A 13,320-nucleotide genomic window follows, 5' to 3' on the forward strand; every position below is an offset into this window, starting at 1 on the left:
TGGCCTGCCCTGCGGTGGGCGGCTTCGTGTTGGCTGGATCGTAGCGGCGCAACCCTGTGGCGCGGCATGCATTTGCGCGGGGACTTTCCCTAGTCCGCGCTCGTTTGGCTCTCACCTCATCGCGAACGCGCGATGCAACTCGGTGGCGCAAAGCGCAACGGCGGTGTTGGCCTCGTCGAGCACCTTTCCCATCGTGATGAAGCCGTGGATCTGCCGCTCGAAGCAGACGTAGTCCGCGCGGTTGCCGGCGGCGGTGAGCGCCTCCGCATACGCGAGCCCCTCGTCGCGCAGCGGGTCGTAGCCGGCGGTGATCACGAGCGCAGGCGGCAGCCTCGACAGGTCGGTGTGCAGCAGCGGCGAGGCGCGCCAGTCGAGGTCGTGCTTCGCATCGGTGATGTAGTGATCGTGGAAGTACGCCATCGTCTCGCGGGTCAGCAGGTAGCCCTGCCCGTTCGCCTGGTGCGACGGATGGCCGCGGCGCATGTCGGTCGCCGGGTAGATCAAGAGCTGGAAGGCGATGGGCAGGTCGCCCGCATCGCGTGCGGCGATCGCCACCACGGCCGCGAGGTTGCCGCCGGCGCTGTCGCCGCCGACCGCAAGACGGCTCGCATCGAGCCCCAGGGCCGGAGCTTCGCGGCGCACCCAGCGCGTGGCGGCGAAAACATCGTCGACTGCGGCGGGAAAGCGGTGCTCCGGCCCCATGCGGTAGTCGACGGCAACCACTGCGCAGCCCGCACCGTTGGCCAGCTCGCGGCACAGCACGTCGTGCGTGTCGAGATCACCAATCACCCAACCGCCACCGTGGTAGTACACCAGCACCGGCAGCGGACCGGCGCCCGAACCCAGCGGCCGGTAGAGGCGCACCGGGACGGTGCCGTGCGGGCCCTCTGCCGCGAGGTCGCGCACCTCGGCCACTTCAGCCGGCAGCGGCTGTGTGGCGGCGCGGCGCTCGCGGTAGAAGGCTCGCGCATCGGCGGGCGAAAGCGTGTGGGTCGGCGGAATGCCGCGCGCCTCGATGAAGTCGAGCAAGGCGCGCGCCTGGGGATGCAGCATGGTGTCTCCGGTGATCGAGCTGGCGGGCTCCCAGTGTGAAGCGCATCGCGCATGCGTGGTATCCGCATGCACCCGCCCTTCACCTCGGCCTTCCGGCAAGACCCGCACCATGCCCGCGCCCCTGCGGCGCGGTCTTGCGAAAACTGGCTACGGCTGTCGCGTGCGCCTCAAAAGGCTCAGCCCTTGCGGGGCTTCACGCGTGAGGCGGCTTCCTTGGCGAGCTTGCGCGCGGTGTCGGTGTCGGCCGCGTGCACCAGCGCCACGCCCATGCGGCGTTTGAGAAAGCTCTCGGGCTTGCCGAACAGGCGAATGTCGCTGCCGGGCACCTGCAGCGCCTCGGCCACGCCGTCGAAGGCGATGCCGGTGGCGTCGACGCCGCCATAGATCACCGCGCTCGCGCCCGGGCTCTTGAGCGAGGTGTCGACCGGCAGGCCGAGGATGGCGCGTGCATGCAGCTCGAACTCGTTCTGCCATTGGGTGGCCATCGTGACCATGCCGGTGTCGTGCGGACGCGGGCTGACTTCGCTGAACCAGACTTCGTCGCCCTTCACGAACAGCTCGACACCGAAGAGGCCCTGGCCGCCCAGGTCGGCCGTGACGGCTTGCGCGATCTGCTGCGCCTTCTGCAGCGCGGCGGGTGCCATGGGGTGCGGCTGCCAGCTTTCGACATAGTCGCCGCTCACCTGCACATGGCCGATGGGGTCGCAGAACTTGGTTTCGACAGCGCCGGCCGCGTCTTTCGCGCGCACGGTCAAGAGCGTGATCTCGTAGTCGAAGTCGATGAAGCCCTCGACGATCACGCGGCCATGACTGACACGTCCTCCGGCCATGGCGTAGTCCCAGGCCTTCTGCACGTCGGCGGGGCCATCGATCTTGCTCTGGCCCTTGCCGGAGCTGCTCATCACGGGCTTGACGATGCATGGATAACCGATGCCTCCGTCGATGGCCGCCTGCAACTCGGCCAGCGAATCGCAGAACTTATACGGGCTGGTGGGCACGCCCAGTGTCTCGGCGGCCAGGCGGCGGATGCCTTCGCGGTCCATCGTGAGGCGGGCGGCGCGGGCCGTGGGAATCACGCGGACCACGCCCGCGTCTTCGAGCTGCTGCAGCATCGGCGTGGCGATGGCTTCGATCTCGGGCACCACGAGCATGGGTTTCTCGGCCTCGATGAGCGCCTTCAACTGCGCGGGGTCGCTCATGGTGATGGTGCGCGCATGGTGAGCCACCTGCTGGCCGGGCGCGTTCTCGTAGCGGTCGACCGCGATGGTCTCGACGCCGAGGCGCTGCAGGGCGATCAGCACCTCCTTGCCGAGTTCGCCGGAGCCGAGCAGCATCACGCGGGTGGCGGAGGGGGAAAGGGGGGTGCCGAGGGTGGTCATGGTCGAAGTCGAAAAGAGGGAAGAAAAAGCAACCGCCGCACTGTAAGCCACCGGTGGGCGCCCGTGTCGCGTGCGGGAACGGCGGCCCTGCGAGGCTGCTTCACAATCGATGTCCTCTGTCGCGGCGGCGGCCCAGGCGTCCCGCTCGCTCCCCCTTTTTCCAGTTTTTTGTACTTTCAAGGAGTTTTCTCATGACGATCCAGACCGTCGGCATCATCGGCGCCGGAACGATGGGCAATGGCATTGCGCAGGCTTGCGCGGTGTCCGGCGTCAACGTGGTGATGATCGACGTTGCCCAAGCGGCCGTCGACAAGGGTCTCGCCACCATCTCGGGCAGCCTCGACCGCCTCATCAAGAAGGAAAAGCTCACTGCCGAGCAGAAGGCCGCGGCGCTCGCGCTGATCAAGGGCTCGACCAACTACGACGACCTGAAGGGCGCGCAACTCGTCATCGAGGCTGCCACCGAGAACCACGCGCTCAAGCTCAAGATCCTCAAGCAGGTCGACGAGTTGGTGGGCCCCGAGGTGATCGTCGCCTCGAACACCTCCTCGATCTCGATCACGCAACTGGCTGCCGCCACCTCGCGCCCCGACCGCTTCATCGGCATGCACTTCTTCAACCCGGTGCCGATGATGGCGCTGGTGGAGTTGATCCGCGGCTACCTCACGAGCGATGCCACGCACGACGCCGTCAAGGCGCTGGCCGAGAAGCTGGGCAAGTCGCCGATCACGGTGAAGAACGCGCCGGGCTTCGTGGTCAACCGCATCCTGGTGCCGATGATCAACGAGGCTTTCTTCGTGCTGTCCGAAGGCATTGCCACCGCAGAGGACATCGATGCCGGCATGAAGCTGGGCTGCAACCAGCCCATCGGTCCGCTGGCGCTGGCCGACATGATCGGCCTGGATGTGTGCCTGGCCGTGATGGAGGTGTACCTGGAGCAGTTCGGTGATTCCAAATACCGTCCGTGCCCGCTGCTCAAGGAAATGGTCGCCGCCGGCCAACTGGGCCGCAAGACCGGGCGCGGCGTCTACACCTACTGAGCCACAGAACAAAAACAACTCGGAGACAAAACCAATGACCGCCACGCCCACCAATCCACCCGCCGAAGGCTGCATCGACACCCAGGTGCTTGGCCACGTACTGCTGATCGGCATCAACCGCCCGGCCAAGCGCAACGGCTGGACGCCGCCGATGTTCAAGCAGCTCGCCGAGGCCTACACGCGCCTGGACGCCGACCCGGACCTGCGCGTCGGCGTCCTGCATGCCTTCGGCGACCACTTCACGGCGGGCCTGGACCTGCCCGCGGTCACCGAGTACATGAAGCGCGGCGAGAAGGCGATTCCCGCCGGCCTGGTAGAGCCGCACGACTTCGGCCTGCCCGACTATCGCCGCCGCACCAAGCCGATGGTGGTGGCCGTGAAGGGCATCTGCTTCACGGTCGGCATCGAACTGATGCTGGGCGCGGACATCGTGGTGGCCGCCGACAACTGCCGCTTCTCCCAGATGGAAGTGCAGCGCGGCATCATGGCCACGGGCGGTGCCACGCTGCGCATGGCCGAACGCGCGGGCGTGGGCAATGCGATGCTGCACCTGCTCACGGCCGACGAGTTCGACAGCGCCGAGGCCTATCGCCTCAATTTCGTGCAGAAGGTGGTGCCGGCCGGGCAGGAGCTCGATGCGGCGCTGGCCATTGCACAGCGCATCGCGGCACAAGCGCCGCTCGCGGTGGTGGCCACGCGGCTCAACGTGATCAAGGCCGTCGAACACGGGCCGCTCGCGGCCGTGTCGGAATTCATCGAGACGCAGAAGCGCCTGTCGAACAGCGAGGACGCGGCCGAAGGCGTGCGCTCCTTCGTCGAGCGGCGTCCCGCGCGCTTCAGCGGTCGTTGATGACGATGAATTCATCGGAGCCTTGAAGCCCATGCCCTTCTTCCAACGCGCGGCGCTCGCCGTCGCCTTCACCCTGCTCGCCGTGAACACTTCCAACGCCCAGACGCCCGCGCCCGCCGCGCTGCCCGACCCCGCGGCGACCTCGGTCGATGCGCTCGGCTGGATGAAGGGCTTTCCGCCGCCGCCCGACAAGCAGATCACCTTCGACAACCCCGCCGGCGGCGTGTTTCCGCGCACGCGCTGGAGCTTCTCGCATGTGCGCGAGACGGTGCCCACGACCAACGTGTGGCGCGGCAGCGGTGCGGCGAGTCCGCTGCCTTCGGCGCCGCGCAACGATATCGAAGCGGTCACGTTCAAGCCTCTTGGAAGTGCAAGCAGCGAAGAGACGGTGACCTTCGCGCAGATGATCCCGCGCACCTACACCGACGGCATTCTCGTGATGCACCGCGGGCGCGTGGTCTACGAAAAGTACTTCGGCGCGCTCACGCCCGAGCGGCCGCACATCGCGATGTCGGTGACCAAGTCCTTCGTCGGCACGCTCGCGGCCATCCTCGCGGACGAAGGCAAGCTCGATCCGTCAGCACCCGTCACCAAGTACCTGCCCGAGCTCAAGGGCACGGCCTACGGCGACGCCACCGTGCGTCAGGTGATGGACATGACCATCGGCGTGCATTACTCGGAGAACTACGCCGACCCGAAGGCCGAAATCTGGGACTACGCGCGAGCCGGCGGCATGCTGACGCAAGGGCCGAACTACACGGGTCCCAAGTCGTTCTACGAATTCCTCGCGACGCTCAAGAAGGAAGGCGCGCACGACGCCGCCTTCGCCTACAAGACGGTGAACGCCGAGGTGCTCGCGTGGATCCTGCGGCGCGCGAGCAACCAGTCGCTGGCCGACCTCTTGAGCGAGAAGATCTGGCGCCGCATCGGCGCCGAGCAGGACGCGTACTTCATGGTCGACCGCATCGGCACCGAGTCGGGCGGCGGCGGCTTGAACACCGTGCTGCGCGACATCGCGCGCTTCGGCGAGACGATGCGCAACGGCGGCCGTGCGCCCAATGGGCAGCAGGTGATTCCGAAGGCCGTGGTCGACGACATCCAGCGCGGCGGCGATCCCGCCAAGTTCGCGAAGGCCGGCTATGCGCTGCTGCGGGGCTGGTCGTATCGCAACATGTGGTGGGTGTCGCACAACCCGCACGGCGCGTACATGGCGCGCGGCATTCACGGCCAGAGCATCTACGTCGATCCGAAGGCGGAGATGGTGATCGTGCGCTACGCCGCGCATCCGGTGGCGGCGAGCGCGGGGAACGATCCGCTCACGCTGCCGGCGTTCCAGGCGGTGGCCGAGGCGCTGATGGCGCGGCCCTGACGACTCGTCCTCAGTTCAGGCGGAGGCCCGTTCGCGGGCAATCACCAGCAGGCCGTCCATGATCAGGCTCTCGACAAGTTCGAAGTGGCCGTTCATGACGGGCGCCATCTTCCAGCCCGCACCACCGGTCATGAAGCAGGCCGGCTCCTCGCCGCAATGCGAGCGCACGTGCTGCACCATGCGCTCGACCGCGCCCGCGATGGCGTAGGTGCCGCCGCTGGTGAGCGCATCGCTGGTGTTGGTGGGAAATTCGCGCACCTCGCCGGTCGGCACATGCAGGCCCGCGGTGCCCGATTCGAGCGCGCGCAGCATGATGCCGTGGCCCGGCAGGATCAGCCCGCCGAGGAACTTGCCGCTGGCATCGATCGCCTCCACCGTGACGGCCGTGCCGATCAGCACCACCACCATCGGCCGCGCCGGCCCTTGCGCGAGCATGCGGTGGCGCGCACCGATCATCGCCACGAAGCGGTCGGCGCCCAGGCGCGTGGGATGGTCGTAGCCGTTGACGATGCCCGCCTCGCCGGCGCTCGACACCACCCAGCGCGGCGTGCAGTCGAAGCGCTCGACGATCTGCTCTTCGGCGCGGCGCCGCAGAGTGTCGCCGGCCACCACGCAGCCGAGCATGGAGCCGGGTGCGGGCAGGTCGGCCCAGGGGCCGTCGGCCAATCGTTCGATGTGGTCCAGGAATTCCGCGCCCGAGGCCTGCAACGCGGCGCCCGGATGCGCCCCGTCGTAGAGCGCCCATTTCAGGCGGGTGTTGCCGATGTCGATTGCGAGGAAGGGGGATGCCATGCGCGGGATTATTGCGACTTTGTTGTTATTCCTGCTGGCACGTCGCGGACACACGCGGCATGGGACTACGCCCGGCCTCGGCGCTCCACCGCTACATTCGCAAATTCCATCCACCACGGCACAAGGAGAACACCATGGGATTGCTCAGTTTCATCAAGGAAGCCGGTGAAAAACTGTTCGGCGGATCGTCGGCCCAGGCGGCCACGCCCGACGCGAACACGGCGGCCGCAGCCGCCATCAAGACCTACATCGAGACACAGAACCTCGGCCTCACCGGGCTCGAAGTGACCTACACCGCCAGCAGCGGCGTCGTCACCCTCGCGGGCCAGGCGCCCTCGCAGGAAGCCAGCGAGAAAGCCTCCCTCGCCGCGGGCAACGTGGCCAACGTCACGAGCGTGGAGAACAATCTGGTCGCCCCCGCCGCACCGCCCGCGCAGTACCACGACGTGGTGAAGGGCGACACGCTCTCGGCCATCTCCAAGAAGTACTACGGCGACGCCAACAAGTACAACGCGATCTTCGAGGCGAACAAGCCGATGCTGTCGCATCCGGACAAGATCTATCCGGGGCAGAAGCTGCGGATTCCAGCGCTGAACTGATCTTTCAAGGCTCCCATGAGGAAAAGGCTCACGGCATGCCGTGGGCCTTTTGCTTTTGACAGGCCAGCGCAAAGCAATCGATGCCGAAGGCCTTGTCGAATGTCGCCTTATTGGCAACAATCGTCGCCTAATGAGCAACGACTCTTCCTTGATGGACCTGCTATTCCCCGCGGCGCGGCAACGCACGCTGGCGGTGTTATTGCTGCAGCCGCAGTCGGCCTTTCATCTGCGGGAGCTTGCACGCCTGACCGACAGCCATGCGGGCACACTGGCGCGAGAGGTGGACAAGCTGGCGCGCACCGGCCTGCTGCTGCGCAGCGAACAAGGCAATCAGGTGCGCTACAACGCCAACACGAGCCATCCGCTGTTCGATGACCTGGCTGCAATGTTTCGCAAGACGCATGGCGTGGCGCCTGCCGTGCGCGAAGTGCTCGCGCCGCTGGATGCGCAGATCCGGTTGGCACTCGTGTTCGGCTCGGTAGCGCGCGGCACACCCTCGCCGGGCAGCGATGTGGATCTGCTGGTGCTGGGAAGCGTGGATTTCATGACGCTGGCACAAGCGGTGTTTCCTCTGCACGCGACGCTCGGCCGCGAGGTGAACACGGTGCTCTACACGCCTGAGGAATTTGCAGAACGAGCGCGCAGCGGCGATGCGTTCGCGCGCGACATACTGGCCAAACCAAAATTGCTTGTGAAGGGAAGAGCCGATGAGCTTGCAGAACTTGCTGGCGATCGGGCGGCTGCAGGCCCACCAGCCTGACGGTGCGGGCATCGCCAAACTGCTTCAGGCGGCGCGGCGAAATCTGGCCGACGCGCATGTTGCACAGGTCAGCACCGACAACCGATTCGATGCGGCCTACAAATGCATCATGCAATGCGCAATGCTGGGTTTGTGGGCCAACGGCTACCGCACATCCACCAGCCAGCCGGGCCACCACCAGACCGCCATCCAGAGCCTGGGCCTGACGATGGGCGTGGCACAGCCGGACATCATCGTGCTCGATGCATTGCGTCGGCAACGCAATGCGAGCGACTATGAAGGTGACCCGGTTTCCACCGCCACGCTGCAGGCCTGCATCGAACAAGCCGCGCAATTGCTGGCCGGTTCCGAAAACTGGCTTCGTGCCAATCGCCCCGATCTCCTGACCTCGTCATAGAGAAACGCGTTCTCTTCTACAAGCGGCTTGTTCATCGCTGGGCTTCGGCCGCGAACGCGACATCGTGGACCTGACGCGGATTCAGTTCTGCTTCCAGGGCAGCCCGCGCTTGCGCCACCCACCGATTTGCCCGCGATGGCCGCTTTCATCCGGATTCCCCTCGAAGCCTTCGAGGATGTTGTAAGCCTCCAGCCCCAATTCGGTGGCGCGCTTCGCGGCCGCAATGGAGCGCACGCCGCTGCGGCATAGCAGCACCAGCTTCTTGCCGCCTTCGCCGGCGGCGCGCACGCCCTCGTCGAACGCCGTGTTCAGTGCCATGCCCGGCCATTGCTTCCAGGCCAGCGGCACAGCGCCGGGCACGTAGCCGACCCATTCGCGCTCGGCATCGGTGCGCACGTCGACCAGCACGGCCTCGCCGCTGGCCTGCCATTGCGCCGCCTGCTCGGGCGTCACGTCGCCGGCATAGCCTTTTTCACCAACGGGTTCAGTCATCTCTTTGCTTCCTTCCATTTCATTAGGGTTACCTCGCGGGCCGCCGCATCTTTACCTTGCCTGAAGCCCGCCGGATGGTGGAATTTTTCACCGGTTCGTGAAAACCCTGTTTGTCGCGTTTTCGCGCGCGCCAAAGATCGGGCCTGGGCCTGTCAAACATAACTCCAAGAGCGGGCAGGATCTTTTCGGTCAGTCAGAACTTGTATGGAGAGAGACAACATGACAGAGAGCAAGTCACCCCGCCGCCGCAACCTCCTGAAGGGAGCAGCCGTGGCCGCAGGCGCCATGTCGGCGCCGATGGTCAGCATGGCCCAGACCACGTCGCTGCGCTTCCAGAGCACCTGGCCCGCGAAGGACATCTTCCACGAGTACGCGCAGGACTACGCCAAGAAGGTCAACGACATGGCGGGCAGCCGCCTGAAGATCGAAGTGCTGCCGGCCGGCTCGGTGGTGCCCGCGTTCCAGCTGCTCGACGCGGTCGCCAAGGGCACGCTGGACGGCGGCCACGGCGTGGTCGCGTACTGGTACGGCAAGAACTCGGCGCTCGCGCTCTGGGGCTCGGGCCCCGGCTACGGCATGGACGCCAACATGGTCCTGGCCTGGCACACCTACGGCGGCGGCAAGGCGCTGATGGAGGAGATCTACAAGAGCCTCAACCTCGACGTGGCCTCCTACCTCTACGGCCCGATGCCCACGCAGCCCCTGGGCTGGTTCAAGAAACCGGTGGCCAAGGCCGAGGACATGAAGGGCCTGAAGTTCCGCACCGTCGGCCTGGCGGTGGACGTGTTCACCGACATGGGCGCGGCCGTGAACCCGCTGCCCGGCGGCGAGATCGTGCCCGCGCTGGACCGCGGCCTGATCGATGCGGCCGAATTCAACAACGCCTCCAGCGACAGGGTGCTGGGCTTTCCCGACGTGGCGAAGAACTGCATGCTGCAGAGCTTCCACCAGAGCGGCGAGCAGTTCGAGGTGCTCTGGAACGGCCCCAAGCTGCGCGCGCTGCCGGCCGAGCTCAAGGCGGTGATCGAGTACGCCACGCAGGCCGCGAGCGCCGACATGAGCTGGAAGGCGATCGACCGCAACTCCAAGGACTACGAGGAGTTGAAGAAGAGCGGCATCAAGTTCTACAAGACGCCCGATTCGGTGCTGCGCGCGCAGCTCGCCTCGTGGGACAAGACCATCGCCAAGAAGTCGGCCGAGAACGCGCTCTTCAAGAAGGTGCTCGATTCGCAGCGCGCCTTCGCCGAGCGCGCGGGCCAGTGGCAGAACGACTATTCGGTCGATTTCAAGATGGCCTACAACCACTATTTCGGACGGCAGGCCAAGAAGTCCTGATGCGCTTCCTGTGACGCGAGGGCACCCGCGGGGTGCCCTCTTTTCATGCCTGCACGCAAGCCGCGCCCGGAGCGCGGCGAGGAGCTCGTTCCGATGCAATCTTTCCTGTTGGCGGTCGACCGGTTCTCCACTTGGATCGGCAAGACCTTCGCCTGGTGCGCCCTGCTGCTCACGCTCCTCATCAGCTGGGAGGTGTTCTCGCGCTATGTGCTGAACCATCCGCATGCGTGGGTGCTCGACGCGCAAATCATGCTTTACGGCGCCATGTTCATGACCGCCGGGGCCTACACGCTTTCCAAGAACGGGCATGTGCGCGGCGATGTGCTCTACGGATTCTTCAGGCCGCGCACGCAGGCGCTGGTCGACCTGGTGCTCTACATCGTCTTCTTCCTGCCCGGCATCGTCGCGCTGACCTGGGCCGGCTGGATCTACGCCGGCGAATCGCTCGCGATCCGGGAGCAGACGTTCTCGGCCGAGCCGCTGCCGCTGTATCCGTTCAAGTTCATCATTCCGCTCGCGGGCTTCACGCTGCTCCTGCAGGGCATCGTGGAGATCATCCGCTGCGTGCAGTGCATCCGCGACGGCGCCTGGCCTTCGCGCGAGCAGGACGTCGAGGAAGTCGACGTCGAGAAGCTCAAGGAAATGGTGCACGTGAAGGACGCCGACATCGCCGCGCTCGACCGCGTGGTTGTCGCCAACGAAGCCGGGGGGGCCGCGCGATGAAGATCCGCCGCGAACTCTGGTTCGGCCTCACCTTCATGGCGCTGATCGTGATCGGCGCGGCCACCGTGCTGCTGAGCGCCGAGACCATCACCAACGGCCACCTGGGCCTTTTGATGCTGTCGCTGGTGGTGGTGGCGATCATGCTGGGCTTTCCCACCGCCTTCACGCTGATGGGCATGGGCATGCTCTTCACCTTCATGGCCTACGACCGCGACTGGCACCGCACGCTCGACCTGATGGTGCAGTCGGCCTACAAGACGATGGCCAACGACGTGCTGATCGCGGTGCCGCTGTTCGTCTTCATGGGCTACCTGGTGGAGCGGGCGAACTTGATCGAGTCGCTCTTCAAGAGCCTGCACCTGGCGCTCGCGCGGCTGCCGGGCGCGCTGGCCGTGGCAACGCTGGTCACCTGCACGATCTTCGCCACGGCCACCGGCATCGTGGGCGCGGTCGTTACGCTGATGGGACTGCTCGCGCTACCCGCGATGCTGCGCGGCGGCTACAGCGTGCCGCTGGCGGCGGGCGCGATCACCGCGGGCGGGTGCCTGGGCATCCTGATTCCGCCGTCGGTGCTGCTGATCGTGTACGGCGCGACAGCCGGCGTCTCGGTGGTGCAGCTCTACGCGGGCGCCTTCTTTCCGGGCCTGATGTTGGCGGGGCTGTACATCCTGTACGTGATCCTGATCGCGAAGCTCAAGCCCCAATGGGCACCGCCGCTGTCGGCGGCCGATCGCGTGGTGCCGCTGCCGCCGATGTCGCAGCGGCTGGCTTCCAGCCCCACGGCGCACGCGCTGGTCGGGCTGCTCAAGGGCCGGCGCAATGCCGAAGTGCCGTTCTCGCACGTGCTGCGGCAACTGGCCATCGTGGCGCTGCCGGCCATCGTGTTCGCGCTGCTGGCCGGCTTCAGCTATCGCGCGGTGACCACCGTCGAGGCCGAGGCGCGCTACGACATCGAAGAGATCGGCGCCGCACGCGGGAGCAGCAGCAGTGGCGCGAGTTCGGGCGGCCTCGCGGAACCGCCGGCCGAAGGCGGGCTCCAGGAGCCGCCGTCGGAAGGCGGATTGCAGGAACCACCAAGCGACGGTGGCTTGCAGGAGCCGCCGAGCGGCGAGGCTGCATCGCCGCCGCCCGCAGCACCGGATGCGTCCACGCTCGCCCCGCCACCCGGCGCGCAGCCATCGGCGGCCACTTCAGTTGCGCCCGCACCGGCTGCAGCAGCCGAAGCACCGACCTACCGCGCAGCCCCCACCTGGTGGATCGCGACCTTCGCGGTGTTCGGCGCAATCACGGCGCTCTTCTACCTGTTCCTGAGCTTCGCGCGGCTCGAGATCTTCAAGATGCTGCTGGCGTCGTTCTTCCCGCTGATGCTGCTGATCCTCTCGGTGCTCGGCTCGATCGTGCTGGGCCTGGCCACGCCGACCGAGGCCGCGGCCATGGGCGCGCTCGGCGGCATGCTGCTGGCCGCCGCCTACCGCCGGCTCAACCTCGCGGTGCTGAAGGAATCGGTCTTCCTCACGGCCAAGACCTCGGCCATGGTGTGCTGGCTCTTCGTGGGCTCGGCCATCTTCTCGGCGGCGTTCGCGCTGCTGGGCGGGCAGGCGCTGGTGGAAGAGTGGGTGCTCAGCATGAACCTCACGAAGGTGCAGTTCCTCGTGCTGAGCCAGGTGATCATCTTCTTGCTGGGCTGGCCGCTGGAGTGGACCGAGATCATCGTGATCTTCATGCCCATCTTCATTCCGCTGCTGGACAACTTCGGCGTCGATCCGCTGTTCTTCGGACTCCTGGTGGCGCTGAACCTGCAGACCGCGTTTCTCTCGCCGCCGGTGGCAATGGCCGCGTTCTACCTGAAGGGGGTGAGTCCGCCGCATGTGACGCTCAACCAGATCTTCCTGGGCATGCTGCCGTTCATGGGCATCCAGGTGCTGGCGATCGTGCTGCTCTACATCTGGCCGCAGATCGGGTTGTGGCTGCCGCAGTTGCTGTACAAATGACGGCCGCTTCGCACGCTGGCGCATGCGCGGCGCTGCTCGCGGGCCTCGCCCTGGCGGGCTGCGCCACGAGCTACCAGGAACCCAGGGACGGCCCGACCAGCACCATCGAATTCCGCAACGAAGCGGAGGTGCCCGGGCTGGTCCAGGCCTTCGACGACCCGGTGGAATGCACGGGCCTGCATCCCGTCGACACCCTCGAGCCGAAGGCGCGGCGCACGATCAAGGTCGCCACGGGCAAGCGGTTGGCCGTTTCGATGGCGCTGCAATACAAGAATCCGCTGGCCGGGCAAGGCCTCGTCGGCGGGTTGGTCGCCGCCAAGACCACCCGCCGCTGCACGCCGATCGTCGATTTCACGCCGGAGCCCGACAGGCACTACGTGTTCCTGGTGCGCGCCGGCGGCACCTGCAGCTCCGACTTCTACGGCCAGACGGCCGAGCAGAAGGGAACGCCGCTCAGCATGCCGACCCGGTTCCGGCAGCGCACATGGACCATGCCGGTGACGGTCGCGGGCGCGTCGTGCATCAAGCCCTGACTAACTG

14 protein-coding genes are annotated in these 13,320 nt (G+C 66.6%); 10 read left to right on the forward strand and 4 right to left on the reverse strand.

What is annotated here, in order from left to right; genetic code table 11:
• Nucleotides 1–111: 111 nt before the first annotated feature.
• Nucleotides 112–1,053: an alpha/beta hydrolase gene (locus QFZ83_RS26605; protein WP_307511341.1), complete on the reverse strand. Its 942-nt coding sequence runs from the start codon at nucleotides 1,051–1,053 to the stop codon at nucleotides 112–114.
• A 176-nt stretch (nucleotides 1,054–1,229) separates the two neighbouring features.
• Nucleotides 1,230–2,432 (reverse strand): formate-dependent phosphoribosylglycinamide formyltransferase, encoded by a 1,203-nt coding sequence (gene purT, locus QFZ83_RS26610; protein ID WP_307511343.1) that lies wholly within the window; start codon nucleotides 2,430–2,432, stop codon nucleotides 1,230–1,232.
• 191 nt (nucleotides 2,433–2,623) lie between these two features.
• Here purT and QFZ83_RS26615 point away from each other — a divergent pair, with 191 nt between their 5' ends.
• The 3 genes from QFZ83_RS26615 to QFZ83_RS26625 are packed head-to-tail and all read left to right on the forward strand — an operon-like array spanning nucleotide 2,624 to nucleotide 5,691.
• Nucleotides 2,624–3,472: a 3-hydroxybutyryl-CoA dehydrogenase gene (locus QFZ83_RS26615; protein WP_307511344.1), complete on the forward strand. Its 849-nt coding sequence runs from the start codon at nucleotides 2,624–2,626 to the stop codon at nucleotides 3,470–3,472.
• 34 nt (nucleotides 3,473–3,506) lie between these two features.
• A complete protein-coding gene (locus QFZ83_RS26620; protein WP_307511346.1) occupies nucleotides 3,507–4,322 on the forward strand; it encodes a crotonase/enoyl-CoA hydratase family protein in 816 nt (271 codons plus the stop codon).
• A gap of 31 nt (nucleotides 4,323–4,353) precedes the next feature.
• Complete coding sequence (locus tag QFZ83_RS26625; RefSeq protein WP_307511348.1) at nucleotides 4,354–5,691, forward strand: serine hydrolase; 1,338 nt, start codon at nucleotides 4,354–4,356, stop codon at nucleotides 5,689–5,691.
• Nucleotides 5,692–5,706: 15 nt separating this feature from the next.
• Here QFZ83_RS26625 and QFZ83_RS26630 read toward each other — a convergent pair whose 3' ends face one another.
• On the reverse strand, nucleotides 5,707–6,483 hold the full coding sequence (locus tag QFZ83_RS26630; protein WP_307511349.1) for a type III pantothenate kinase: 777 nt from the start codon (nucleotides 6,481–6,483) through the stop codon (nucleotides 5,707–5,709).
• 134 nt (nucleotides 6,484–6,617) lie between these two features.
• Here QFZ83_RS26630 and lysM point away from each other — a divergent pair, with 134 nt between their 5' ends.
• From lysM to QFZ83_RS26645, 3 genes are read left to right on the forward strand one after another with little or no spacing between them, the layout of a single operon-like run.
• Nucleotides 6,618–7,082: a peptidoglycan-binding protein LysM gene (lysM, locus tag QFZ83_RS26635; RefSeq protein WP_306881987.1), complete on the forward strand. Its 465-nt coding sequence runs from the start codon at nucleotides 6,618–6,620 to the stop codon at nucleotides 7,080–7,082.
• A 40-nt stretch (nucleotides 7,083–7,122) separates the two neighbouring features.
• Nucleotides 7,123–7,842: a nucleotidyltransferase domain-containing protein gene (locus QFZ83_RS26640; protein WP_306881988.1), complete on the forward strand. Its 720-nt coding sequence runs from the start codon at nucleotides 7,123–7,125 to the stop codon at nucleotides 7,840–7,842.
• Nucleotides 7,790–8,239: a DNA-binding protein gene (locus QFZ83_RS26645; protein ID WP_307511350.1), complete on the forward strand. Its 450-nt coding sequence runs from the start codon at nucleotides 7,790–7,792 to the stop codon at nucleotides 8,237–8,239. Before QFZ83_RS26640 ends, QFZ83_RS26645 begins: the two co-directional genes overlap by 53 nt.
• Nucleotides 8,240–8,320: 81 nt before the next feature.
• Here QFZ83_RS26645 and QFZ83_RS26650 read toward each other — a convergent pair whose 3' ends face one another.
• The gene (locus QFZ83_RS26650; protein WP_306881990.1) at nucleotides 8,321–8,731 is read right to left on the reverse strand and encodes a rhodanese-like domain-containing protein; all 411 of its coding nucleotides are present in this window, start codon (nucleotides 8,729–8,731) and stop codon (nucleotides 8,321–8,323) included.
• A gap of 219 nt (nucleotides 8,732–8,950) precedes the next feature.
• On the opposite strand from QFZ83_RS26650, the gene QFZ83_RS26655 reads away from it, so the two are divergent.
• The 4 genes from QFZ83_RS26655 to QFZ83_RS26670 all read left to right on the forward strand — a co-directional run bounded on the left by QFZ83_RS26655 (nucleotide 8,951) and on the right by QFZ83_RS26670 (nucleotide 13,313).
• Nucleotides 8,951–10,066, forward strand: coding sequence for a TRAP transporter substrate-binding protein (locus QFZ83_RS26655; protein WP_013543980.1), 1,116 nt, complete (start codon nucleotides 8,951–8,953; stop codon nucleotides 10,064–10,066).
• A 93-nt stretch (nucleotides 10,067–10,159) separates the two neighbouring features.
• Nucleotides 10,160–10,789: a TRAP transporter small permease subunit gene (locus QFZ83_RS26660; protein WP_306881991.1), complete on the forward strand. Its 630-nt coding sequence runs from the start codon at nucleotides 10,160–10,162 to the stop codon at nucleotides 10,787–10,789.
• Entirely contained in the window at nucleotides 10,786–12,780 is a 1,995-nt protein-coding gene (locus QFZ83_RS26665; protein WP_307511352.1) for a TRAP transporter large permease subunit, read from the forward strand. The genes QFZ83_RS26660 and QFZ83_RS26665 overlap by 4 nt, the downstream gene beginning before the upstream one ends.
• Nucleotides 12,777–13,313, forward strand: coding sequence for a hypothetical protein (locus tag QFZ83_RS26670; protein ID WP_307511353.1), 537 nt, complete (start codon nucleotides 12,777–12,779; stop codon nucleotides 13,311–13,313). The genes QFZ83_RS26665 and QFZ83_RS26670 overlap by 4 nt, the downstream gene beginning before the upstream one ends.
• Nucleotides 13,314–13,320: the final 7 nt, after the last annotated feature.

It is taken from the genome of Variovorax sp. W1I1 (assembly GCF_030815625.1).
GTDB lineage: Bacteria > Pseudomonadota > Gammaproteobacteria > Burkholderiales > Burkholderiaceae_C > Variovorax > Variovorax paradoxus_C.

Coding starts and splice junctions, on each gene's coding strand:
- QFZ83_RS26605 (WP_307511341.1), bottom strand. CDS start 1,053: ATGCTGCATCCCCAGGCGCGCGCCTTGCTCGACTTCATCGAGGCGCGC.
- purT (WP_307511343.1), bottom strand. CDS start 2,432: ATGACCACCCTCGGCACCCCCCTTTCCCCCTCCGCCACCCGCGTGATG.
- QFZ83_RS26615 (WP_307511344.1), top strand. CDS start 2,624: ATGACGATCCAGACCGTCGGCATCATCGGCGCCGGAACGATGGGCAAT.
- QFZ83_RS26620 (WP_307511346.1), top strand. CDS start 3,507: ATGACCGCCACGCCCACCAATCCACCCGCCGAAGGCTGCATCGACACC.
- QFZ83_RS26625 (WP_307511348.1), top strand. CDS start 4,354: ATGCCCTTCTTCCAACGCGCGGCGCTCGCCGTCGCCTTCACCCTGCTC.
- QFZ83_RS26630 (WP_307511349.1), bottom strand. CDS start 6,483: ATGGCATCCCCCTTCCTCGCAATCGACATCGGCAACACCCGCCTGAAA.
- lysM (WP_306881987.1), top strand. CDS start 6,618: ATGGGATTGCTCAGTTTCATCAAGGAAGCCGGTGAAAAACTGTTCGGC.
- QFZ83_RS26645 (WP_307511350.1), top strand. CDS start 7,790: ATGAGCTTGCAGAACTTGCTGGCGATCGGGCGGCTGCAGGCCCACCAG.
- QFZ83_RS26650 (WP_306881990.1), bottom strand. CDS start 8,731: ATGACTGAACCCGTTGGTGAAAAAGGCTATGCCGGCGACGTGACGCCC.
- QFZ83_RS26655 (WP_013543980.1), top strand. CDS start 8,951: ATGACAGAGAGCAAGTCACCCCGCCGCCGCAACCTCCTGAAGGGAGCA.
- QFZ83_RS26660 (WP_306881991.1), top strand. CDS start 10,160: ATGCAATCTTTCCTGTTGGCGGTCGACCGGTTCTCCACTTGGATCGGC.
- QFZ83_RS26665 (WP_307511352.1), top strand. CDS start 10,786: ATGAAGATCCGCCGCGAACTCTGGTTCGGCCTCACCTTCATGGCGCTG.
- QFZ83_RS26670 (WP_307511353.1), top strand. CDS start 12,777: ATGACGGCCGCTTCGCACGCTGGCGCATGCGCGGCGCTGCTCGCGGGC.